21 protein-coding genes are annotated in these 20,439 nt (G+C 72.2%); 9 read left to right on the top strand and 12 right to left on the bottom strand.

Features of this window, described 5'->3' with window-relative positions:
• Positions 1 to 21: 21 nt before the first annotated feature.
• From ACH4F6_RS08725 to ACH4F6_RS08715, 3 genes are all read right to left on the bottom strand, one after another.
• Positions 22 to 612, bottom strand: a complete 591-nt coding sequence (locus tag ACH4F6_RS08725; RefSeq protein WP_397959180.1) for a TetR/AcrR family transcriptional regulator — start codon at positions 610 to 612, stop codon at positions 22 to 24.
• Between the two features lie 26 nt (positions 613 to 638).
• Complete coding sequence (locus ACH4F6_RS08720; protein ID WP_397959179.1) at positions 639 to 1,661, bottom strand: aldo/keto reductase; 1,023 nt, start codon at positions 1,659 to 1,661, stop codon at positions 639 to 641.
• Between the two features lie 211 nt (positions 1,662 to 1,872).
• Positions 1,873 to 3,255, bottom strand: coding sequence for a glycine--tRNA ligase (locus ACH4F6_RS08715; RefSeq protein WP_397959178.1), 1,383 nt, complete (start codon positions 3,253 to 3,255; stop codon positions 1,873 to 1,875).
• 182 nt (positions 3,256 to 3,437) lie between these two features.
• Between ACH4F6_RS08715 and ACH4F6_RS08710 the strand changes: the two genes are divergently transcribed.
• Genes ACH4F6_RS08710 through ACH4F6_RS08695 form a run of 4 tightly spaced genes read left to right on the top strand, consistent with a single transcriptional unit; the run spans position 3,438 to position 6,570 of the window.
• Positions 3,438 to 4,394 carry a metal ABC transporter substrate-binding protein gene (locus ACH4F6_RS08710; protein WP_397959177.1) on the top strand — a complete coding sequence of 319 codons (957 nt, stop codon included), beginning with the start codon at positions 3,438 to 3,440 and terminating at the stop codon, positions 4,392 to 4,394.
• 17 nt (positions 4,395 to 4,411) lie between these two features.
• Positions 4,412 to 5,188 carry a metal ABC transporter ATP-binding protein gene (locus ACH4F6_RS08705; protein WP_397959176.1) on the top strand — a complete coding sequence of 259 codons (777 nt, stop codon included), beginning with the start codon at positions 4,412 to 4,414 and terminating at the stop codon, positions 5,186 to 5,188.
• Positions 5,188 to 6,090, top strand: a complete 903-nt coding sequence (locus tag ACH4F6_RS08700) for a metal ABC transporter permease (RefSeq protein WP_397959175.1) — start codon at positions 5,188 to 5,190, stop codon at positions 6,088 to 6,090. Before ACH4F6_RS08705 ends, ACH4F6_RS08700 begins: the two co-directional genes overlap by 1 nt.
• 60 nt (positions 6,091 to 6,150) lie before the next feature.
• Positions 6,151 to 6,570 carry a Fur family transcriptional regulator gene (locus tag ACH4F6_RS08695; protein ID WP_397959174.1) on the top strand — a complete coding sequence of 140 codons (420 nt, stop codon included), beginning with the start codon at positions 6,151 to 6,153 and terminating at the stop codon, positions 6,568 to 6,570.
• 117 nt (positions 6,571 to 6,687) lie between these two features.
• On the opposite strand, the gene ACH4F6_RS08690 is transcribed toward ACH4F6_RS08695, so the two are convergent.
• On the bottom strand, positions 6,688 to 7,539 hold the full coding sequence (locus ACH4F6_RS08690) for an isoprenyl transferase (protein WP_397959173.1): 852 nt from the start codon (positions 7,537 to 7,539) through the stop codon (positions 6,688 to 6,690).
• Between the two features lie 23 nt (positions 7,540 to 7,562).
• Positions 7,563 to 8,309, bottom strand: a complete 747-nt coding sequence (gene recO, locus ACH4F6_RS08685; RefSeq protein WP_397959172.1) for a DNA repair protein RecO — start codon at positions 8,307 to 8,309, stop codon at positions 7,563 to 7,565.
• Positions 8,310 to 8,820: 511 nt separating this feature from the next.
• Here recO and ACH4F6_RS08680 point away from each other — a divergent pair.
• Complete coding sequence (locus ACH4F6_RS08680; RefSeq protein ID WP_397959171.1) at positions 8,821 to 10,080, top strand: MFS transporter; 1,260 nt, start codon at positions 8,821 to 8,823, stop codon at positions 10,078 to 10,080.
• 27 nt (positions 10,081 to 10,107) lie between these two features.
• Positions 10,108 to 11,001, top strand: a complete 894-nt coding sequence (bla, locus tag ACH4F6_RS08675) for a class A beta-lactamase (RefSeq protein WP_397959337.1) — start codon at positions 10,108 to 10,110, stop codon at positions 10,999 to 11,001.
• Between the two features lie 30 nt (positions 11,002 to 11,031).
• Here the strand turns inward: bla and ACH4F6_RS08670 are convergent, their stop codons facing one another.
• From ACH4F6_RS08670 to ACH4F6_RS08645, 6 genes are all read right to left on the bottom strand, one after another.
• Positions 11,032 to 12,045 carry a DUF6879 family protein gene (locus ACH4F6_RS08670; protein WP_397959170.1) on the bottom strand — a complete coding sequence of 338 codons (1,014 nt, stop codon included), beginning with the start codon at positions 12,043 to 12,045 and terminating at the stop codon, positions 11,032 to 11,034.
• Positions 12,046 to 12,127: 82 nt separating this feature from the next.
• A complete protein-coding gene (locus ACH4F6_RS08665) occupies positions 12,128 to 13,102 on the bottom strand; it encodes an SCO2521 family protein (RefSeq protein WP_397959169.1) in 975 nt (324 codons plus the stop codon).
• Between the two features lies 1 nt (position 13,103).
• Entirely contained in the window at positions 13,104 to 14,084 is a 981-nt protein-coding gene (locus tag ACH4F6_RS08660; protein ID WP_397959168.1) for an SCO2522 family protein, read from the bottom strand.
• Complete coding sequence (locus ACH4F6_RS08655) at positions 14,081 to 15,001, bottom strand: SCO2523 family variant P-loop protein (RefSeq protein WP_397959167.1); 921 nt, start codon at positions 14,999 to 15,001, stop codon at positions 14,081 to 14,083. The genes ACH4F6_RS08660 and ACH4F6_RS08655 overlap by 4 nt, the downstream gene beginning before the upstream one ends.
• A 3-nt stretch (positions 15,002 to 15,004) precedes the next feature.
• Complete coding sequence (locus tag ACH4F6_RS08650; RefSeq protein WP_397959166.1) at positions 15,005 to 16,867, bottom strand: SCO2524 family protein; 1,863 nt, start codon at positions 16,865 to 16,867, stop codon at positions 15,005 to 15,007.
• Positions 16,868 to 16,915: 48 nt separating this feature from the next.
• Positions 16,916 to 17,689 (bottom strand): SCO2525 family SAM-dependent methyltransferase, encoded by a 774-nt coding sequence (locus ACH4F6_RS08645; protein ID WP_397959165.1) that lies wholly within the window; start codon positions 17,687 to 17,689, stop codon positions 16,916 to 16,918.
• Between the two features lie 191 nt (positions 17,690 to 17,880).
• Here ACH4F6_RS08645 and ACH4F6_RS08640 point away from each other — a divergent pair, with 191 nt between their 5' ends.
• On the top strand, positions 17,881 to 18,342 hold the full coding sequence (locus tag ACH4F6_RS08640) for a GNAT family N-acetyltransferase (protein WP_397959164.1): 462 nt from the start codon (positions 17,881 to 17,883) through the stop codon (positions 18,340 to 18,342).
• Here the strand turns inward: ACH4F6_RS08640 and ACH4F6_RS08635 are convergent.
• A complete protein-coding gene (locus tag ACH4F6_RS08635) occupies positions 18,332 to 18,730 on the bottom strand; it encodes a protein phosphatase (RefSeq protein ID WP_397959163.1) in 399 nt (132 codons plus the stop codon). The genes ACH4F6_RS08640 and ACH4F6_RS08635 overlap by 11 nt on opposite strands.
• Before the next feature lie 278 nt (positions 18,731 to 19,008).
• Here ACH4F6_RS08635 and ACH4F6_RS08630 point away from each other — a divergent pair, with 278 nt between their 5' ends.
• Complete coding sequence (locus tag ACH4F6_RS08630) at positions 19,009 to 19,539, top strand: SigE family RNA polymerase sigma factor (protein ID WP_397959162.1); 531 nt, start codon at positions 19,009 to 19,011, stop codon at positions 19,537 to 19,539.
• On the top strand, positions 19,536 to 20,432 hold the full coding sequence (locus tag ACH4F6_RS08625) for a hypothetical protein (protein WP_397959161.1): 897 nt from the start codon (positions 19,536 to 19,538) through the stop codon (positions 20,430 to 20,432). The genes ACH4F6_RS08630 and ACH4F6_RS08625 overlap by 4 nt, the downstream gene beginning before the upstream one ends.
• Positions 20,433 to 20,439 lie beyond the last annotated feature (7 nt).

Raw genomic sequence — 20,439 nt, 5'->3', positions numbered from 1 at the left:
CGCGGCCGCCGGGCGCGGGGGTCAGGCCCGCAGTCCGCGCAGCACCAGGGCGATCACCGCCGCGCAGTCCTCCCGGGCTCCGGGCTGCTGCCACTCGCGGGCGTGGCACGGGTCGTGGAAGCGGGCCGTGGCCTGGAAGACCGCGCGGGCGGCGGCCGCCGGGTCGGGGGCGGTGAAGGCGCCCGCCGTCACGCCCGCCTCGACGATCCCGGCCAGCTGGCCGGTGAGGTCGGCTATGTGTCCGGCGACCGCCTCGCCGTTCTCGCCGGTGAGCACCGTGTAGGTGGCGAACAGCTCGGGGTCGTCGCCGGCCTTGCGGCGCTTGGCCTCGAAGAGGGCGGCGAGCCAGTCGTGCAGCCGGGTCCCCGGGTCGCGGTCCTCGTCGGCGGCGATGCCCGCCAGCGCCTGTGCCGTACGGTCCAGCCAGCGCTTGGTGACCGCCTCGCGCAGCGCCGCCTTCGTGCGGAAGTGCCGGTAGACGCTGCCGTGGCTGACGCCGAGCGCGCGGGCCACGTCCACCACGGTGGCCTTGGCCGGGCCGTGGCGGCGCAGCACCTCCTCGGTCGCTTCGAGGATGCGCTCGGCGGTCAGGGTCTCGCTGGTCGGGGCCATGGGAGAGACGGTACCCGGCGCCCGGATCAGCGTTCGCTGTCGAGGTGGGTCATCTGACCGGCCGGGTAGCGGTCGCCGGCCGCCGCGTCCGCGGGGACGGCCTCCTCGATCGCGGCCAGGTCGGCGGCGTCCAGCGTCACGTCCAGCGCGCCGAGCGCCTCGGTCAGGCGGTTCCGGCTGCGGGCGCCGACCAGCGGCACGACGGTGGCGCCGTGCCGCGGCCCCTGGGCCAGCACCCAGGCGATGGCGATCTGGGCGACCGACACGCCCTTCTGCTCGGCGATCTTCCTGAGCGCCTCCACCAGGGCCAGGTTGTGCCGGAGGTTGTCGCCCTGGAAGCGCGGCGAGAGGGCCCGGAAGTCGTTCGCGGCGAGCTGCCGGTCCGCGGTGAAGTGGCCGGAGATCAGCCCGCGGGACAGGACGCCGTACGCGGTGACGGCGATGCCCAGCTCGCTGACGGCCGGCAGGATCCGCTCCTCGATGCCGCGGGAGATCAGCGAGTACTCGATCTGGAGGTCCGCGATCGGCGCGGTCGCCGCGGCCCGGCGGATCGTCTCGGCGCCGACCTCGCTGAGGCCGATGTGCCGGACGTACCCCTGCTCGACCAGCTCGGCGATGGCGCCGACCGTCTCCTCGATCGGCACGTCCGGGTCGAGCCGGGCGATGCGGTAGACGTCGATGTGGTCGGTTCCCAGGCGCTGGAGGGAGTAGGCGGCGAAGTTCTTCACGGCGGCGGGCCGGCCGTCGTAGCCCAGCCAGGAGCCGTCCGGGCCGCGCAGGGCGCCGAACTTCACGCTGACCAGTGCCTGCTCACGGCGGGCCGCGGGGGCGGTGCGCAGGGCCTCGCCGACGAGCAGCTCGTTGTGCCCCATGCCGTAGAAGTCGCCGGTGTCCAGCAGGGTCACGCCGGCCTCCAGGGCCGCGTGGACGGTCGCGATCGATTCGGCCCGGTCCGCGTCGCCGTACAACGCGGACATGCCCATGCAGCCGAGGCCGAGGGCGGAGACCTGGGGGCCGGTGGTGCCGAGGGTACGCGTAGGAGTGGTCATGCGGACAGCTTGGCATGACAGCTGACAGATTTCAATATCTGTCAGCTGTCATTTGTCATGCGCCGCCGCGCCGCAGCCGGTTGCCGCGGCGCGACGACGCACGGCCCCGGCGGCGCGCGGCCCCGGCGGCGCGCACACCGTCCGCGGAAGACGAAAGGCCGGCTCCGGCGGGGGGATCCCCGCCGGAGCCGGCCTTTCGCGTACGCGGTGCCTAGCAGCCGATCAGACGGGCGGCCAGGTAGCCCTCGATCTGGTCGAGGGACACGCGCTCCTGCTTCATCGAGTCACGCTCGCGCACGGTGACCGCGTTGTCCTCGAGGGTGTCGAAGTCGACGGTGACGCAGTACGGCGTGCCGATCTCGTCCTGGCGGCGGTAGCGGCGGCCGATGGCGCCGGCGTCGTCGAACTCGATGTTCCAGTGCTGGCGCAGCGCCTGGGCGAGGCCCTTGGCCTTCGGGGACAGCTCCGGGTTGCGGGACAGCGGGAGCACCGCGACCTTCACCGGCGCGAGACGGTGGTCGAGGCGCAGGACCGTGCGCTTCTCCAGCTTGCCCTTGGCGTTGGGCGCCTCGTCCTCGACGTAGGCGTCGAGCAGGAAGGCGAGCATCGCGCGGCCGACACCGGCCGCCGGCTCGATGACGTACGGCGTCCAGCGCTCGCCGGCCTCCTGGTCGAAGTAGGAGAGGTCCTGGCCGGAGGCCTTGGCGTGGGCGCCGAGGTCGTAGTCGGTGCGGTTGGCGACGCCCTCCAGCTCGCCCCACTCGTTGCCGCCGAACTGGAAGCGGTACTCGATGTCAGCGGTGCGCTTGGAGTAGTGGGAGAGCTTCTCCTTCGGGTGCTCGTACCACCGCATGTTCTCCTCGCGCAGGCCGAGACCGGTGTACCAGTTCCAGCGCTGCTCCATCCAGTACTCCTGCCACTTCTCGTCCTCGCCCGGCTTGACGAAGAACTCCATCTCCATCTGCTCGAACTCGCGGGTGCGGAAGATGAAGTTGCCGGGCGTGATCTCGTTGCGGAAGGACTTGCCCATCTGCGCGATGCCGAACGGCGGCTTGCGGCGCGAGGTGGTCTGCACCTGGGCGAAGTTGGTGAAGATGCCCTGGGCGGTCTCGGGGCGCAGGTAGGCGATGGAGCCGGAGTCCTGCGTCGGGCCGAGGTGGGTGGAGAGCAGGCCCGAGAACTGCTTGGGCTCGGTGAAGGTGCCCTTGTTGCCGCAGTTGGGGCAGTTCAGGTCCGCCAGGCCGTTCTCCGGCAGGCGGTTGTGCTTGGCCTCGTAGGCCTCCTCCAGGTGGTCCGCGCGGAACCGCTTGTGGCAGGAGGTGCACTCGGTGAGCGGGTCGGTGAACGTGGCGACGTGACCGGAGGCGACCCAGACCTCGGGGGCCAGGATGACGGACGAGTCGATGCCGACCACGTCCTCGCGCGACGTCACCATGTAGCGCCACCACTGGCGCTTCAGGTTCTCCTTGAGCTCGACACCCAGCGGTCCGTAGTCCCAGGCGGCACGCTGGCCGCCGTAGATCTCACTGCAGGGGAATACGAAGCCACGGCGCTTGCTCAGGCTGACGATGGTGTCGATCTTGTCGGCGGCCACGGTGCTCTCTTCATTACGACGACGGGCGACGAAGCGAGATGCTTCCAGCGAATGATTCAGGGTACCGGCGGGGGCTCCCCCTCGACCAAATCGGTGCCCCCTCCAGCCATCCCCGGGCCCCGGTCCGGGGATGACCGGCGTCTTGTTGACAACGGTTTCCATATTTGTTGAAAATGACTGTCATGAACGTGCGACGACTCATACCGGGCACCGCGATCGCGGCGGTCACGGCACTCGGCCTCTCCACCCTCACCGCCTGCGCCGGCCAGAGCGCCGCGGCCGGCAACACGGACAAGTTCGACGTCGTCGCGTCGTTCTACCCGATGGCCTTCCTCGCCGAGCGGATAGGCGGCGACCACGTGAAGGTCAGCAGCCTCACCGAGCCCGGCCAGGAGCCGCACGACCTGGAGATGAGCACCAAGCAGCGCGTCCAGGTCGAGGAGGCCGACGCGGTGCTCTACCTCAAGAGCCTCCAGCCCGCCGTCGACGACACGGTGGCCCAGTCCGAGGTCAAGACGAAGATCGACGCCGCGACGCTCACCTCGCTCGAGGAGCACGGCGACGAGGCCGGCGGCCACGCGGCCGAGCACGACGGCCACGACCACGACGAAGAGGGCGGCAAGGACCCCCACGTCTGGCTCGACCCGGTCAAGTACGCCGAGATCGCCGAGGGCGTCGGCGCGGCCTTCCAGAAGGCCGACCCCGACCACGCGGCCGACTACAAGAAGAACACCGCCACCCTGGTCTCCGAGCTCGACGCCCTGGACACGAAGTTCAGGACCGGCCTGGCCGGCACGAAGACCAAGGTCTTCATCACCACCCACGCCGCCTTCGGCTACCTCGCCGAGCGCTACGGCCTGACCGAGGAGGCCATCAGCGGCCTCGACCCCGAGTCGGAGCCCAGCGCCGCGCGCGTCAAGGACCTTGAGAAGATGGCCGAGGCCGACGGGGTCACGACCGTGTTCTACGAGACGCTCGTCAGCGACAGGACCGCGAAGACCATCGCCGGGGACTCCGGGCTGAGGACGGACGTCCTCGACCCGATCGAGGGCATCACGGACCAGTCCCGCGGCCAGGACTACTTCGCGGTCCAGGAAGCGAACCTCAAGGCGCTGCAGACCGCCCTGGGAACCAAGTGATCGTCACGGAGGACGTCATGGACGCACAGGGCGAGCCCGTCATCTCGCTGCACGGCGTGCGCGCCGAGCTCGGCTCGCGCCCCGTCCTGCGCGGCATCGACCTGACGGTGCGCCGCGGCGAGGTGGTCGCGCTGCTCGGCGCGAACGGCTCCGGCAAGTCCACGGCCGTCCGCAGCGTCATCGGCCAGGTGCCGGTCAGCGCCGGGCGGATCGAGCTGTTCGGCACGGACCGCCGGCGCTTCCGGGACTGGCGGCGCGTGGGCTACGTACCGCAGCGCACCACCGCCGCCGGCGGCGTCCCGGCGACCGTCACCGAGGTCGTCTCCTCGGGCCGGCTGTCCCGGACCCGCTTCGGCATCCTGCGCAAGGCCGACCACGAGGCCGTACGGCGCGCCCTGGAGCTCGTCGGCATGGCCGACCGGGCCAAGGACTCCGTGGGCGCCCTCTCCGGCGGCCAGCACCAGCGGGTGCTCATCGCCCGCGCGCTCGCCGCCGAACCCGAGCTGCTGATCATGGACGAGCCGATGGCGGGCGTCGACCTGGCCAGCCAGGAGGTCCTCGCGCGGACCCTGCGGGAACAGGTCGCGGCCGGGGCGACGGTCCTGCTCGTCCTGCACGAGCTGGGCCCGCTGGAGCCCCTCATCGACCGGGCGGTCGTCCTGCGCGACGGTTGTGTGACGCACGACGGCCCGCCCCCGCGCGCGGTCGGCCAGCACGCGCTGCCCGGCCACGACCACGTACACCCGCACGCGCCGGCGGGCGCCGAACCGATCCGCACGGGACTGCTGAGCTGATGGAACTCCTCGACTACGCCTTCATGCAGCGGGCGCTGCTCGCCGCCGTCCTGGTCGGCGTCACCGCCCCCGCCGTCGGCATCTACCTCGTGCAGCGCCGCCAGGCGCTCATGGGCGACGGCATCGGCCACGTCGCGATGACCGGCGTCGGCCTCGGCTTCCTGCTGTCCTGGTCCCCCGTGTGGATGGCGACGGCCGTCTCCGTCCTCGGCGCGATCCTCATGGAGCTGATCCGCTGGTACGGCCGCACCCGCGGCGACATCGCCCTCGCCATGCTCTTCTACGGCGGCATGGCCGGCGGCGTGATGTTCATCAACCTCGCGCCGACGGGCTCCAACGCCAACCTGAACTCGTACCTCTTCGGCTCCCTGTCGACGGTGTCGGAATCGGACGTGACGGCGATCTGCGTCCTCGCGGCCTTCGTCGTCCTGGTCACCCTGGGCCTGCGCCGCCAGCTGTTCGCGGTCAGCCAGGACGAGGAGTTCGCCCGCGTCACCGGGCTGCCGGTGCGCGCCCTGAACCTGCTGACGGCGGTCACGGCGGCGGTCACGGTGACGGTCGCCATGCGGGTCGTCGGCCTGCTGCTGGTCTCGGCCCTGATGGTGGTCCCCGTGGCCGCGGCCCAGCAGCTCAGCCGCAGCTTCGCCGCCACCTTCGCGATCGCGGTGGCCATCGGCATCACCGTGACCATCGGCGGCACCGTGACCTCGTACTACCAGGACGTTCCGCCCGGCGCGACGATCGTGCTGCTGACCATCGCCGCGTTCGTCGCGCTGACCGCGCTGGCGGCGCCACTGGCCCGGCGGCGCGCCCGCGCGCTCGCCGCCGGACAGCCCGCGGGGGACCCCGCCGAGTGCGCGATTCCGGCCACCCGGGCGGCCGACGACACCGCGGACGTCTGACCCGCCACAGCCCGGGCTGGCACAATGGCCCGGGCCAGGCGCAGACGTGAGGAGGCAACGGTGACGACCGCTGGATCGCCCGTGAAGGGCCGCGCCACGCGGCAGCGCGCCGCCGTGGCGGCCGCGCTCGACGAGGTCGACGAGTTCCGCAGCGCGCAGGAGCTCCACGACATGCTGAAGCACAAGGGCGATTCCGTCGGGCTCACGACGGTCTACCGCACGCTCCAGTCCCTCGCCGACGCCGGCGAGGTCGACGTCCTGCGCACCTCCGACGGCGAGTCCGTCTACCGCCGCTGCTCCAGCGGCGAGCACCACCACCACCTCGTCTGCCGCGGCTGCGGCAAGGCCGTCGAGGTCGAGGGCCCGGCCGTGGAGAAGTGGGCCGAGGCCATCGCCGCGGAGCACGGCTTCGTGAACGTGGCGCACACCGTGGAGATCTTCGGTACGTGCGCCGACTGCGCGGCCTCCTGCGGCGGCTGAGCCGTCGTTCGCCCGCCGTGGGCCCACGGCGGAGCCGCACGACGCCGACGCCCCGCGGGACTGCGGCGCCGCGCTCCCGGGGAGCTGCGGCGCCCCTGCCCGCGCGGCCCGCGGGGGCTACGAGGTGGCCTGCTGGTCCGGCGTCCTTCCCTCCATGGCCAGCAGCTCCTCGTTGGGGATCGCCCCGCCGAAACGGCGGTCCCGGGAGGCGAACTCCACGCAGGCCCGCCACAGGTCGCGGCGGTCGAAGTCCGGCCACAGGACGTCCTGGAAGACCATCTCGGCGTAGGCGCTCTGCCAGATCAGGTAGTTGGAGGTGCGCTGCTCGCCGCTCGGGCGCAGGAACAGGTCGACGTCCGGCATGTCCGGGTAGTACAGGTACTTCTGCAGGGTCTTCTCGGTGACCTTGGACGGGTCGAGGCGGCCCGCCTTCACGTCCTCCGCGAGGGCCTGCGCCGCGTCGGCGATCTCGGCGCGGCCGCCGTAGTTCATGCAGAAGTACAGGGTGAGCCGGTCGTTGTCCTTGGTCTGCTCCTGGGCGATCTGGAGCTCCTTGGCGACCGACTTCCACAGCTTGGGCATCCGGCCCACCCAGCGCACCCGGATGCCGAGCTCGTCGAGCCGGTCGCGGGTCTTGCGGATGAAGTCGCGGTTGAAGTTCATCAGGAAGCGGACCTCGTCGGGCGAGCGCTTCCAGTTCTCGGTGGAGAACGCGTACAGCGAGATGTTCTTCACGCCGATCTCGACCGCGCCCTGGAGGACGTCGAGGACGCGCTCGGCGCCGACCTTGTGGCCCTCGGTGCGGGGCAGCCCGCGCTCCTTCGCCCAGCGGCCGTTGCCGTCCATGACGATCGCCACGTGCTCGGGGACCAGTTCGCCGGGGAGCTTCGGCGCGCGGGCGCCGGACGGGTGCGGCTCAGGTGCCTTGTACTCCCGGCGCTGCCGCCCCAGGAACCCGCGTACGACCATGTGCTTCTCGTCTCCTTCGCTGCTTACTTTTCCACGTACCGAAGGGAGCGCAGTCCGCGCTCCAGGTGCCAGTGCAGGTAGGCGGACACCAGCCCGCTGCCCTCCCGGACGTAGCGCGCCTCGCACGCGTCCGCGGTCTCCCAGTCTCCCGTGAGCAGCGCCCCGAGGAGCTCCAGGGTCCGCGGCGACGGCACGACACTGCCGGGCACCCGGCAGTCGGCGCACACGGAGCCGCCCGAGGCCACGGAGAAGAACCGGTTCGGGCCGGGCATGCCGCACTTCGCGCAGTCGCCGAAGCTGGGCGCGTACCCGTTGACCGCGAGGGAGCGCAGCAGGAAGGCGTCGAGGACGAGGTGGGGCGCGTGCTCGCCGCGGGCGAGGGTCCTGAGCGCGCCGACGAGCAGCAGGTACTGCTGGACCGCCGGCTCGCCCTCGTGGTCGGTGAACCGCTCGGCGGTCTCCAGCATGGCCGTGCCGGCCGTGTAGCGCGCGTAGTCGGTCACGATCCCGCCGCCGTACGGCGCGATGGTCTCGCTCTGCGTGCACAGCGGCAGCCCGCGTCCGACCAGCTCGCTCCCCCGCGCGAAGAACTGCACGTCGACGTGGGAGAAGGGCTCGAGGCGCGCCCCGAACTTCGACTTCGTGCGCCGCACCCCCCGGGCCACGGCCCGCACCCGGCCGTGCCCACGCGTGAGGAGCGTGATGATGCGGTCGGCCTCACCGAGCTTCTGGGTCCGCAGGACGATGCCGTCGTCCCGGAAGAGACTCATCGCACACCCCCACGGCACCGCTGGGGGCGCGGGGGTCGCCCCCCGCACCGACGCAGCATGACGCGGTCGGCCTCACCGAGCTTCTGGGTCCGCAGGACGATGCCGTCGTCCCGGAAGGGACTCATCGCACACCGGCGCGGCACTGCTGGGGGCGGAAGGGGCTCATGCCGTCCATTCTCGCCTACGCCGGCGGGGCGGTGGTCCGCCGGTTCGGGGCCGGCCGTCCGGATCGTGCCGCGGGCGCGGGCGCACCGCGCTGACCACGGCCTCGGTCGGGGCGGGAAACGGGTCCTCGACATCCGCCGACGGCTTTCTTCGAAATCTTCTTCCGCGCCGCCGTCGACCGGCCCGCGCACCGGAGCGACGCGAACGATCAACCTACAGCGCGGCTCCACGCCGGCGTCGATCCTGCGCCCTGGTGAAGGGTCGGGCTCAGCCGCGGCCGTCGTCCTCCTCCCGGATCTCGTGGCCCCCGGCCCGGAGCCGGGCGACGGGCCCTACGATCCACCGGGTGGGGCGGCGGGCGCTGGGGCGCGACTTCGGGTGGTTGTGGGCGGCGTACGCCGTGAGCACGTTCGGGACCTGGCTCGCCTTCGGCGCCTTCCCGATGATCGCCGTGCTGGAGCTGCACGCGGGACCGTCGCAGGTGGCGGCGCTGGCGGCGGTGGGGCCCGCGGTGGGGGCCGTCCTGGCGGTGCCGCTCGGGCCGTGGGTGGAGTTCCGCCGCAAGCGGCCGGTGATGGTGGCGGCGGACCTGGTGCGGTGCGGGGCGCTGCTGAGCGTGCCGGCCGCCTGGGCGCTCGGCGGGCTGGGGTTCGGGCAGCTGCTGCTGGTGTCGGTGGTCGTCGCGGCGGCGGACATCTCGTTCACGGCGGCGAGCGGCGCCTTCCTGAAGGGGCTGGTGCCGCCGGAGGACCTGCTCACCGCGAGCGGGCGGTTCGAGTCGACGACCTGGACGGCCACCATGCTCGGGCCGACGCTCGGCGGGGCGGTGGTCGGAGCGTTCGGGCCGGTGGTGACGGTGGCGGCGGACGCGGTCAGCTACCTGCTGTCGGCGCTGGGGCTGCGGGCGGTCGGCGGCCGGGAGCCGGCGCCCGCGGCCGTGCGCGAGGTCCCCGCCGGCCGGCTGACCGCCGGGGACCTGCTGGCCGGGTGGCGGCATCTGCTCGCCCACCGGACGCTGCGGCCGCTGTTCCTGAACACGATGCTGGTCAACGGGCTGATCATGGTCGGTGCGCCGCTGCTGGCCGTGCTGATGCTGGGGCCGCTGCACTTCGCGCCCTGGCAGTACACGCTCGCCTTCGCCGTGCCCTGCACCGGCGGCCTGATCGGGTCGCGGCTGGCCCCGCGCCTGGTCGCCCGGCACGGGCGGCGCCGGGTGCTGCTGACGGCGGGGACGCTGCGCGCCTGCTGGCCGGTCGGGCTGGCCTTCGTCGGGCCCGGGGCGGGTGGGCTGGCGCTGGTGATGGTCCTGGAGTCCGGGCTGATCACCTGCTCGGCGGTCCACAACACCGTGCTCACCACGACCCGCCTGGAACTGACGCCGGCGGACCGGGTGGCCCGTACGCTGTCGGCCTGGTCGGTCGGGACCAAGGCGTCCATCGCCACGCTCACCGCCCTGTGGGGCGCCCTGGCAGCCCTCACCGGCGCCCGCACGGCCCTCGCCGTCGCCGGGGTGCTGCTGCTGGCGACGCCCCTGCTGCTCGCAACCGTGCGGCGGGACGGGACGTCCGTGACAGAAGGGACCGCGGAGATCAGCGAGGTCCCCTGACCCAGTCACCGACGGACGGAGAGAACGATCTTACGCTCGACGAACCGCCGTACCCTGCTCACCGCCACGGCCGCCACCGCGGCCTCGCTGCTGGCCGCCGGTCCCGCCCGCGCCGCCGGCGCCGCCGATCCCGTCACCGCCCGGCTGCGCGAGCTGGAGGAGCGGCACGGCGCCCGCCTCGGCGTCTTCGCGCACAACGTGCGGACGCGCCGGTCCGTGCGCCACCGGGCCGGCGAGCGCTTCCCGGTCTGCTCCCTGTTCAAGGTCCTCGCGGTGGCCGCCGTCCTGCGCGACCTGGACCGGGACGGCGAGGTGCTGGCCCGTCGCGTCCTCTACACGGCCGACGACGTGGTGGAGAACTCCCCGGTCACCGGGGACCCGGTGAACGTGGCCCGCGGCATGACGGTCGCCGAGTTGTGCGGGGCCGCCCTGTGCCGCAGCGACAACACGGCCGCGAACCTCCTCCTGCGGGAGCTGGGCGGCCCGACGGCGATCACCCGTTTCGCCCGCTCGATCGGCGACCGCGTCACCCGGCTCGACCGGTGGGAGCCGGACCTGAACTCGGCCGAGCCGTGGCGGGTGACGGACACCACGACCCCGTACGCGATCGGCCGCTCCTACGCCCGGCTGGTGCTGGGCGGCGCGCTGGAGGCCGGCGACCGGCGACGCCTGACGGACTGGATGCTCGCCAACGAGACGAGCGTCAACCGCTTCCGCAAGGGACTGCCGCCGACGTGGACGCTGGCCGACAAGACCGGCGGCGGCTGGTACGGCGCGAACAACGACGCCGGGATCGCCTGGACGCCGGACGGCGCCCCGGTGGTGCTGGTGGTCCAGGTCACCGGCCCGGACCGGGACGCGGCCCCCGACCACGACCTGATCGTCGAGACGGCCGCGCTGCTGGCGCGGACGCTCGGCTGAGCCGGCGGTGACGGATCCGGTCCGGACGCCTCACGCGGCGTCCGGACCGGTCCCGTCGGGGAGGACGGGGACGCCGTCGGGAACGCCGTCCAGCAGGCCGTTCAGGGCGGGCTCGTCCTGCGGCTCCTTGGCGGCGTCCCATATCTGGTGGAACCGCCGGATCAGGATCTGGACCTCGCCGCGGTCGGCGTTCACGGTCGTCGACGAGATGCCCTCCATCAGGTCGGCCTTGATCTCGTAGGACATCGCCTGGTCGAAGACGATGAAGTCGATCATCGTGCCCCGGCCGAGCCGGCGGGCGATCCTGTCCTGGGGCACCACCCGGACCTGGATGCCCATCTCCTGCTGCTCCTTGCAGATGGTGGCGAGGGCGGCGAGGGACTCGCGGTCCTGGCCCTCCTTCAGGATGAACACCCGCCGGACCGTGACCGTCCGGTCGTCGATCGCCTCCCGCTGCGCGGTGAGGTAGCGGCCCGCCGGCTCACTGGTCCAGAAGCCGTCGTCGACGACGGTGGTGCTGACGGCGTCGATGCTCCTCCTGGTGTGCTCGGTGAGGTTGATCAGCCACTCGTGGTTCTCCCCCGCGCAGTCGGCGCTGAGGTTCGTCAGCTTCTCCATCTGCCGGGCGAGCCGGTTGATCTCCTCGTGCGCGAAGTCGTGCAGGATCTCGGGCCCCGTGGAGACGACCTTGGTGGCGTGCTCGGCCAGCCGGGGCACCCCGTCGCCGCGCAGCTTCTCCACCTCGTTGAAGAGCTTGGTGGCCTCGCCGATGTCGGCGAAGCGCTTCTCCACCACCTCCTTCAGTTCGCCCAGCTGGTTCACGAAGGACGCCATGAACTGCACGATCAGCACCGTGCCGCCGCACAGCACCGACAGCACCAGCTGCCAGGGGCCCTCCTCCTTCGGCAGCAGCACGTTGGTGAGGACGTAGACCACCCCACCCACCACCGCGGTGACCAGCAGCTTCAGCGTCAGCTGCCGGGCGCCGTCCGTGTCGGGCCGCCCCTGCGGGCCACCCCTGAACGAGTTCGTCGGTGCGCTCATCTCACGTTCTCCCCCCGTCGGGACCGTGTGCGGACAGAAGTCGTAGCGGTGTTCTTCGGATGTGGGGCGCCGCCGGGGCTCCTCACTGCGTCGTCAGCGAGGAGCCCAGGGCGTCGCGCTGGGTGCGGATGGCCTGGAGGAGCAGCTGGTCGCGGATCCGCCGCACCAGGGTCTCCCACTGGCGGCTGAACCCGGGCTCCTTCTCCAGCCCGTCCCACAGGGACTCCAGCGACGGCTCGACGCGGGCCCTGGGCAGCCACAGGTGCAGCAGGTGGTCGACGAGCGGACGCAGGACCTTCAGCGCGGCCTCGTCGTCCGCGGCGCCGAGCCGGAGTCCGTCGAGCTTGTCGACGACGGTGGTCAGCAGCCAGTCGTGCAGGGCGAGGTCCTCGCACAGCGCGGCCGTCGCGGCCGGTGCGGTGCCGGGCGGCAGCCGCAGTTCGAGGGTGCGCAGCCCGTCGTCGGCGACGGTGAAGCGCAGGGACGGCCCCTCGCCGTCCGGGGCGGGCGACGCGGCCCAGCGGACCCGGGTGTCGATCGTGGTGAGCGGCGGGTCGAAGGAGTCCAGCAGCAGGCGCGAGATCCGCGACAGCTGGCCCTCGGCGATCGAGCCGACGTCCAGCTCGTCCTGCTGGTGGCGCGTCAGGAAGCCTTCCACGACGGCCTTCGGGGTCACCCTGCCGACCGGGACGAGGACGCCGGGACGCACCAGGTACCAGCCCCACGGCCGGCGCCGGTCCGGGCCGGCGGCGGGCGCGGAGAAGTACGCGGTGGCCTGGAGCACCCGGCCCTCGACGAGGGCCGCGCGGGCGGTCACCGTGCCGACCGCGCGGACCCTGGAGCCGCCCGCCGTGGGCAGCCGGCAGTCGACGCCGGTGAGGACGTCCGGGGAGACGGCGTACCGGTTGGGCCGCCGGGAGAGCCGGACCCGTTCGTCGGCGCGCAGCCGCAGCAGCCGTTCGGCGACCTGCTCGTCCACCGCCTCCCGGGTGGGCAGCAGACAGGTGCGGACCTCCCCGCAGGCGAGGACGGCGTCGGTCGTGCGCACGGTGCTCATGTCACAGCCCCGGCGGGAACACGTAGGAGGTGCGGTCCACGACGCCCGCGGGGACGTCGAAGCCCTCGCCCGAGGCGCGTTCGGCGGCCTGCCGCAGCGCGTCGGCCTCGACGTGGACCTGGTCGAGGATGACGCGGACGGCGTGCTCCACGGGCAGGAACCGGGCCGGGAGGATGCTGCACGTGGCGTACGCGGTGAAGGGGGCGGCCAGCGGGTTGAGGCGGACGACGGGCGGCAGGGCGTCCCACTCGGCGGGGAACTCCTTGGCGTCCCACGGGGCGGGGGCGAGGACCGCGCGGCCGTTGTCGCGCAGCAGGCCGAGCCGGACGAGCTGCCAGACGGCGGCGAGGAAGGCGCAGGACCAGGTGCGCTCGTCCGCGGGTCCGCTCCACAGTTCGACGTCCATGAAGACGGAGTGGCCGCGGGCGCCGGTCTCGCTCGGCGGCTCCCAGACGCCGCCGGTGAGCGCCGGGGAGGTGCGGTGGGTGGGGGCGCGCCGGCCGTTGGTGAGCCAGCCGGTGCGGCTGACGGGCGGGCGGAAGCCGTTGCTGCCGGGCGGCGGGGACTCCACCAGCCGGTGCAGGACGGCCTCGGCGAGTTCGACGCGGTCGCGGCGGCCCGGCTCGGCGACGGCGCAGCCCGACTCGCGGGCCAGGTAGTCGATGGTGAGGCCGGCCTCGGCCGCCGCCGCCAGCAGCGGCGGTATCAGCTCGGCGGGGGTGGACAGGCGGCTGAAGTAGTCGTCGACGAGGAAGCAGGTGCTGATCCGGGGCCGTCTGCCCGGCGGCAGCGGGCCGACGCCGGCCCGGGCGGCCTCCACCCAGGGCCGTACGGCGGCGAAGTGGCGGCGCAGCCGGTCCGGCCCCTCGACGAAGTCCTCCATGTACAAGTGCCCTAATTCCAGGGAGAGATGGGAGAAGGGAACGGATTCCGTGCGCGGCTGCGCGCTGGTCTCCCGGAAGACGGTTTCCCGTCCGCTCACAGCTGCCCCCAGTACTTGTCGTCGGTGAGGCGCTGTGCGAGTTCGCCCATCTTCTGCCAGGTCTCCACGTGGGCGATGCGGCGGTCGTGCACGTCCTCGTCGGTGATGAGCCGTTCCTGCCACTGCAGGACGGGCTCCAGCGGAATGGCCGACAGCACCCGGGTCTTGCCGATACCGCGATTGGCGGCGATTTCCTCGAGCTGGATGTCGCACTGCCGCATCCACGCGTACTGCGCGGGCGAGACCTGCGACCACAGCGGCGACTCGAGATTCGGCACGGCGGCCCGGACGAAGCGGATCGCGGCGGAAAGGGCGTCGGGGTCGTGGCCCATGGCGACACCGGCCTGCACAATGCCCTGCTTGCCGTACACGAGTTCGGCGGCCGCCATCACGTGCTGACGCGTCCAGCGGTGATAGACGAGCCAACGGGTTTTCAGGCGTCCGAGTCCCCCGCGCGGGGAGGTGGCGGCGAGGGCGAGGTCCATCGCATAACTGCGTCCGGCGCTCAAGTCGACGATGATGACGTCGAATTCGCGTTTCAGGCGCAGCACGAGGTCCACGCACCGGTGCAGGTTCTCCTCGTCGGTGACGAATTCTCCGCCGGTGCGGTCCCCGGGCAGCAGCACCAGCCGCCCGGATCCCCCGGGACGGCTGCGGAGCTGGGGGTGTTCGGTGCGGGCCCAGACGTCGACGCGGAGGGGTTCGCCGGCCTTGCCCTTCAGGTACGAGTGCAGCCCGCGGCCCTCGGCCTCGGACAGGACGTCGGGCAGGTCGAACACGGCGGCCGCGGTGGGCGAGCCGAAGTCGAAGTCCAGGTAGCAGACGTCGTCCCCGTCCAGCGCCCGGTGGTAGGCGACGTTGGCGCTGGTGACGGACCGTCCGGTGCCCCCCTTGTCGGATGCGGCGAACACGAGCACGCCTCACACCCCCCGGGACGAGGAGTCGCCGCGGGCCCGGGCGAGGGTGTCCAGCCGGGAGAGGATGCCGAGGGCGAGGGCGTAGGCGGTGCCGGGCTGCTCGTCGACCAGGAGGCGGGCGCGGCGCAGGTCCGCCTCGATGCCCTTGATCTCCTCGCCCTGCGGGCTCTTGGGGGCGGGCGCGGCCTGTTCCATCTGCTCCTTGCCGAAGAGGTGGGCCGCCTCGCTGATCAGCGCCCTGGACAGCAGGGAGAGTTCGGCGCTGCGGACCGGCGGCTGGTCGTAGAGGGCGTGCGCGGCGACCATGCACTCGGTCACGCGCTCGGTGACCGACCAGGACAGCGGGCCCTGGCGGGCCGGGGTCTCGGGGTACACGGCGTGGACGTTGTCCCACAGGCCGACGCCGTCGCCCTCGGTGATCCGGCGCTGCCAGAGGTGGTCGAGGATGTTCTCGGCGAGGCGCAGCAGCCGGTCCTGGGAGGCGATGTTCCGGGACAGCGAGCAGAGCTGGACGGTCCGTTTGAGCAGCTGCGCGGAGAAGTCGCCCATCGTCCACTTCATGGCGGGGCCCAGGGCCTCGCTGCCCAGCAGGGGCAGGGTGACGCCGGGGTTGTGCAGGACGATCGCCGGGTCGTCCCGGGTCATGTTGCTGGTGATGCGGCCGCGCTCGGCGAGGCGTTCCATGACCGCGACGGTGCGGGTGAGGTCGTCGTCGGTGGCGCGGCGGCGGACCAGGTCGTGGACGAGGATGGAGGCGACGGAGAGGGAGAAGTAGGGCGACTCCAGTTGCTGGAGGGTGGTGCGCCAGGGGATCTCCTCCAGCGGCCAGGTGCCGTCGCCGAAGCGGGCGATGGCCGACCAGTACTGCTGGGTGATCTCCCAGCGCAGCCGCAGCGCGTCGGCCAGCTTCTGCTGTTCGGGGTTGAGCAGGCCGAGGACGAGGGTGCGCTCGGAGAACAGGTCGGGGATGCCGTCGAGGGCGACCACGGTGAAGTAGAGGTAGGGCGTGGGGTGGGCGACGCCCGCGGGCTGCTTGCCGATGCCCTCGGCGGTCTGCGGCTCGACCTCGACCTCGGGGGCGCCCTTCACCAGGCTCCAGGCCCAGCCGCACTCGAACAGGCGGTTCTCGTTGCGCAGTTCCTCGGTGACGTCGGTGTCGAGGCCGAGGGTGACGCTTTCGCTGATGACGGCGCGCAGTGCCCGGAACCGCTCCTGGAAGCGGTGCAGGACCTGCCGTTCGGAGAGCCGGCCCTGTCCGAGGAGGCGGGTGAGGGCCTGTCCCTGGTCGGAGGAGACGTCGACGACGTTGACGGTGAACGAGCGCAGCAGGCTCACCATGGCGGCGGTCAGCCGGGCGCTGGTGGCCTCCCGGAGCCGGTCGATCTGGGCGAGGGTGCTCTTGCGCTGCGTCTTGCCCCGGTAGACCTTGAGGAAGCCGAGGGTGGCGAGGCACAGCGTGACCGACATGGAGTAGGAGTCGACCACCCCTACTTCCCGCTGTTCCTCGGAGAGTTCGTGGCGGGGGTCCTCGGGGGCGAAGTAGTAGCCGCCGGCGAAGGTGGGGCTCTCCTCACCGCGGTGCTTCTCCATGAAGTCGGAGAGGACCTTGACGAGGTTCCCGGGGATCTCGCTGGAGTCGCCCGCGCTCCTCAGCGACCGCTCCACGTCCCGCTGGGTGGTGTCGGGGTCGTCGAGACGGAACGCGGAGATCTCGGTGGCGGGGTACAGCAGGCACAGCAGGCGCTCCGCGTCGGCCACACTGCTGCGGCCGCCCCATTCGCCCCAGTCCCATTTCCCGTCCTCGAAGGAATGGCGGGCGATGGCCTGCCACACTTCGAGCAGATTCTGTCTCGGCTTGATCTGCATGCCCATCCCCCTCGCACAGGCCCGGCACCACGGAAAAACGGTCGGATATCAGGCTCTCCGTCGCCCGCAGGCCAGGATCATTCCCGTGTATCCGGTGCGCACCAGCTGCTTCGGATTGGCCATGCGGTGATAGGTGACGCCTTCCGCGTAATCCTTCAGCGCCGAGCGCACGTCGTCCGCGTCGATGTCGCGGGCGGGGAATTCCTGTGAGCCCACGCGATACCCCTCGGAATGCTCCATGAAAGCGGCGGCGAAGGGCGCGCCCCCGTGCAGGGAACTCATGAAGCAGCCCACGCCCCGCTGGAATTCGGTGAACGACGTGGTGATGGACTCCGCGACGAAGAACATCGTGCCGAGGTGCCAGCGGGGTTCCTTGCCGCAGAGGTCGAACAGGCTTCCCCGGAGGGGCTGTTGGACGGCTTCCTGGAAGCGCGCCCGGGGGTCGCCGATCCCGGCGTATTCCGGTTTCTCGCGCAGGACCTCCCAGAACTGGTCCCAGTTGGCGTCGTAACCGGAGAGCTGACCGTCGAGGTACGCGAGGTTGGCCTTCGACCGCTCCAGCAGGGTGATCTCGTCGCACCAGGGGAGCATGGCGAGGGCGGGGTAGAGATTGGGCCCGGCGCCGACGTCGACACCGGCGGGAACCCGCCCCTCGCGGCCCTTGAAATGATCACGGAAGTGGTCGCGCACCAGGGACAGGATCTGCCGGTCCACCGGCTGGATCTCGAGGTAATTGCGCTTGATGTACTCGCCGGGATCGAAGGTGTCCCAGCGCACATCGGCATTCAGTTTCTGCGCAGCGGTGCGCGATCCCGAGGTCATTGGTTCAGCCTAGCAGTCGACGGGGGTCTTGAAGGAGTGGATGCACCGGGCAATGATGGACGATCAGGTATGCATATCGCACAAGAGCCAGCGCACCAGCCATTCGCTTTGTCGATCCTTCACAAGGGGACGGTATGACTCCTCTTCCCGGAGATCGTTTTCCGTCGGTCGCCGGTTCGACGGTGAGCCAGGTGTCCGGAGAAAGGCGCTTATGGATCAGAGCGGCCACGGAGGAGGATCTCCCCCGCATCGTCCGCCTCGACGCCGAGGCCTTCCCGGCCGACCCGTACCCGTACTTCGTGCTGCGCCAGCTCCTGGCCTCCTTCCCGGACTTCGTGTTCGTCCTCGAGGACGGCGAGGAGCTGGGCGGCTACGTGCTGTCGACCCCGCCGAACGCGGCGCAGAGCTGGATCCTCAGCCTCGGCATCGCCCCCGGCCTGCGGGGACAGGGCCACGGGAAGCAGCTGATGACACAGATCCTGGGCCATCTGCGCGCGGAGGGCGTCCACTCCGTGTCGCTCTCCGTCGAACCGGGCAACGACACGGCCGTCGCGCTCTACCAGTCCCTGGGCTTCTCACCGGACCCCGGCGGCCCCCGCAAGGACTACTTCGGGCCCGGCGCCCACCGCCTGCTGATGACGCTCAGCCTCTGACGCCGCCCGCGCCCTCCCGGGTGAACTTCCGCACGTAGGCCCGCTGCCAGGGCGTCTCCACGGCGTGCCGGTCGTAGTGCCGGCGCACGAACGCGACCGCCTCCCCGGCCGGCACGCCGTCCAGCACCGCCAGACACGCCAGCGCCGTCCCCGTACGGCCGCGTCCGCCGCCGCAGGCGACCTCCACGCGCTCGGCGTCCGCCCGCCGCCACGCCTCGGCGAACGCCGCCCGCGCGTCCGCCCGGTCGGCGGGGAGCCGGAAGTCGGGCCAGCGGACCCAGCGCGCCTCCCAGGGCACCTGCGGGGGCGGTGAGCCGAGGAGGTAGAGGCCGTACGAGGGGGCGGGCGCCGCCGGGTCCGGGGGCCGGCGCAGGCCGCGCCCGCGCACCAGCCGGCCGGATGGTAGGGCGAGGACCCCGGCCTGCCCCGGCTGCCAGGCGCGCGCTCCCCGCTCCGGTCGTCCCTCTTCCCGTCGCCCGGCTCGCCCCACGGGCCCCTCCGCGTCCCGCCCCCCGGGCCCCGCTGCGTCCCGTCCCCCGGACCCCACTGCGTCCCGTCCCACGGTCCCCTCCGCACCCGTCTCCACGACCCCATTCGAACCCGTCCGCGATTCCCGGGCAACCGATTCCGCCGGACCGGTGGTCTGGAGGGCGAGGAGGGAGCTTGATGCAGGCCGAACTTGAGGCCCAGTTCCAGGAGTTCGTCAGGGCGCGGTGGACGCGGCTGGTCCGCACCGCGTATCTGCTCACGGGCGACGCCCACCACGCGGAGGACCTGACGCAGACGGCGCTGGCGAAGGCGTACCGGTCCTGGCGGCGGATCGCGCGCAGCGACAGCCCGGAGGCGTACGTCCGCCGGATGCTGGTCAGCTGCAACAGCGACCGGTTCCGCAAGCGGCGGGTCGCCGAGGCGCTGACCGCGGCGCCGCCCGAGACGCCGGGGCGCGACGAGGCGGTCGGGCAGGTGGAGGAACGCGGCTCCCTGCTCGCCGGGCTGGCCCTGCTGCCCGCGAAGCAGCGGGCGGTGGTGGTCCTTCGGTACTGGGAGGACCTCTCCGAGGCGGAGGTGGCCGAGGTGCTCGGCTGCTCGCCGGGGACGGTCAAGAGCCAGGCGTCGAAGGGGCTGGCCAAGTTGCGCACGTACCCGGGACTGGCCCGCGAGGGCCGTGCCGTGTCCGGGCGGGGAGGCGGAAAGTGAACCACCACGCGGACGACGAACGGGACTTCGAGGAACTCGTGAGGGACATGATGACGGACGACGCCTACACCATCCAGCCTTCTCCCGCGCCCTACCCGGCGATCCGCCGGCGGGGCGCGGTGCTGCGGCGGCGGCGGATCGCGGTGGCGGGGGCGGCACTGGTGGCGCTGGCCGCCGTGCCGGGGGCGTACGCCGTGGCCGGGGGGAACGGGGGAGGGGGCGCTGACACGGCGACGCCGATGTCGTCGGTCAGCGCCCCCCGAAGCCCCACCGCGAAGGCCTCCGAGCAGGCGGCCGCCGGGGGGATGCTGCTGGACGGGGTGACCGCCGAGCAGGCCGCGGACGGGCTGGAGAAGTGCATCGCCTACGACGACGCCAAGCCGTCGGGCGGCCTCGAGGCGGACTACCTGGGCGAGGCCGGGGACTACCGGATCCTGCTGGCGATGCGCAGCACCGGCGACACCAACGCGCCGGGCGACGGCCACTACGTCGTCGCGGTGAAGGAGAAGACCGACGTCCGGCTGATCTGCAACATCAAGGACGGCGAGGTGGCCGGCATCAACATCGGCTCTCCCGACGCGGGTCCCACCGGCACGGTGGTGTCCGACATCAACGGCGGCAAGCTGTACCAGCAGTCGTTCCTGGACAAGGGCCACTGGAAGCTGCCGTTCCGCTGGGGCGTCATCGGCACGGTCGAGCCGTCCGTGGCCGAGGTGACCGTCTCCTACGGCGACAGCGACACCACGGCCACCCTGGACGGCGGCTGGTTCGTCGCCGCCGGCATCCTCAACCAGCAGGTCACGCTGGCGCCGCACATCAAGGGCTTCGACGCCTCCGGCAAGCTGGTCTACGACTCCGACACGGACGAGACGTACGAGAAGACCCTTCCGTAGGGCGGAG

Origin of the sequence: Streptomyces sp. NPDC017936, assembly GCF_044328485.1 — a bacterium.
Lineage (GTDB): Bacteria > Actinomycetota > Actinomycetes > Streptomycetales > Streptomycetaceae > Streptomyces.
This window is presented reverse-complemented; position numbering and strand designations above follow the sequence as displayed.

Bases quoted from the DNA above. Each gene is read 5' to 3' on its own strand.
- ACH4F6_RS08720 (WP_397959179.1), bottom strand. From the start codon at position 1,661: ATGACCACTCCTACGCGTACCCTCGGCACCACCGGCCCCCAGGTCTCC.
- ACH4F6_RS08650 (WP_397959166.1), bottom strand. From the start codon at position 16,867: ATGCAGATCAAGCCGAGACAGAATCTGCTCGAAGTGTGGCAGGCCATC.
- ACH4F6_RS08710 (WP_397959177.1), top strand. From the start codon at position 3,438: ATGAACGTGCGACGACTCATACCGGGCACCGCGATCGCGGCGGTCACG.
- ACH4F6_RS08705 (WP_397959176.1), top strand. From the start codon at position 4,412: ATGGACGCACAGGGCGAGCCCGTCATCTCGCTGCACGGCGTGCGCGCC.
- ACH4F6_RS08665 (WP_397959169.1), bottom strand. From the start codon at position 13,102: ATGAGCACCGTGCGCACGACCGACGCCGTCCTCGCCTGCGGGGAGGTC.
- ACH4F6_RS08725 (WP_397959180.1), bottom strand. From the start codon at position 612: ATGGCCCCGACCAGCGAGACCCTGACCGCCGAGCGCATCCTCGAAGCG.
- ACH4F6_RS08630 (WP_397959162.1), top strand. From the start codon at position 19,009: ATGCAGGCCGAACTTGAGGCCCAGTTCCAGGAGTTCGTCAGGGCGCGG.
- ACH4F6_RS08700 (WP_397959175.1), top strand. From the start codon at position 5,188: ATGGAACTCCTCGACTACGCCTTCATGCAGCGGGCGCTGCTCGCCGCC.
- ACH4F6_RS08670 (WP_397959170.1), bottom strand. From the start codon at position 12,045: ATGAGCGCACCGACGAACTCGTTCAGGGGTGGCCCGCAGGGGCGGCCC.
- ACH4F6_RS08690 (WP_397959173.1), bottom strand. From the start codon at position 7,539: ATGGTCGTACGCGGGTTCCTGGGGCGGCAGCGCCGGGAGTACAAGGCA.
- ACH4F6_RS08645 (WP_397959165.1), bottom strand. From the start codon at position 17,689: ATGACCTCGGGATCGCGCACCGCTGCGCAGAAACTGAATGCCGATGTG.
- recO (WP_397959172.1), bottom strand. From the start codon at position 8,309: ATGAGTCTCTTCCGGGACGACGGCATCGTCCTGCGGACCCAGAAGCTC.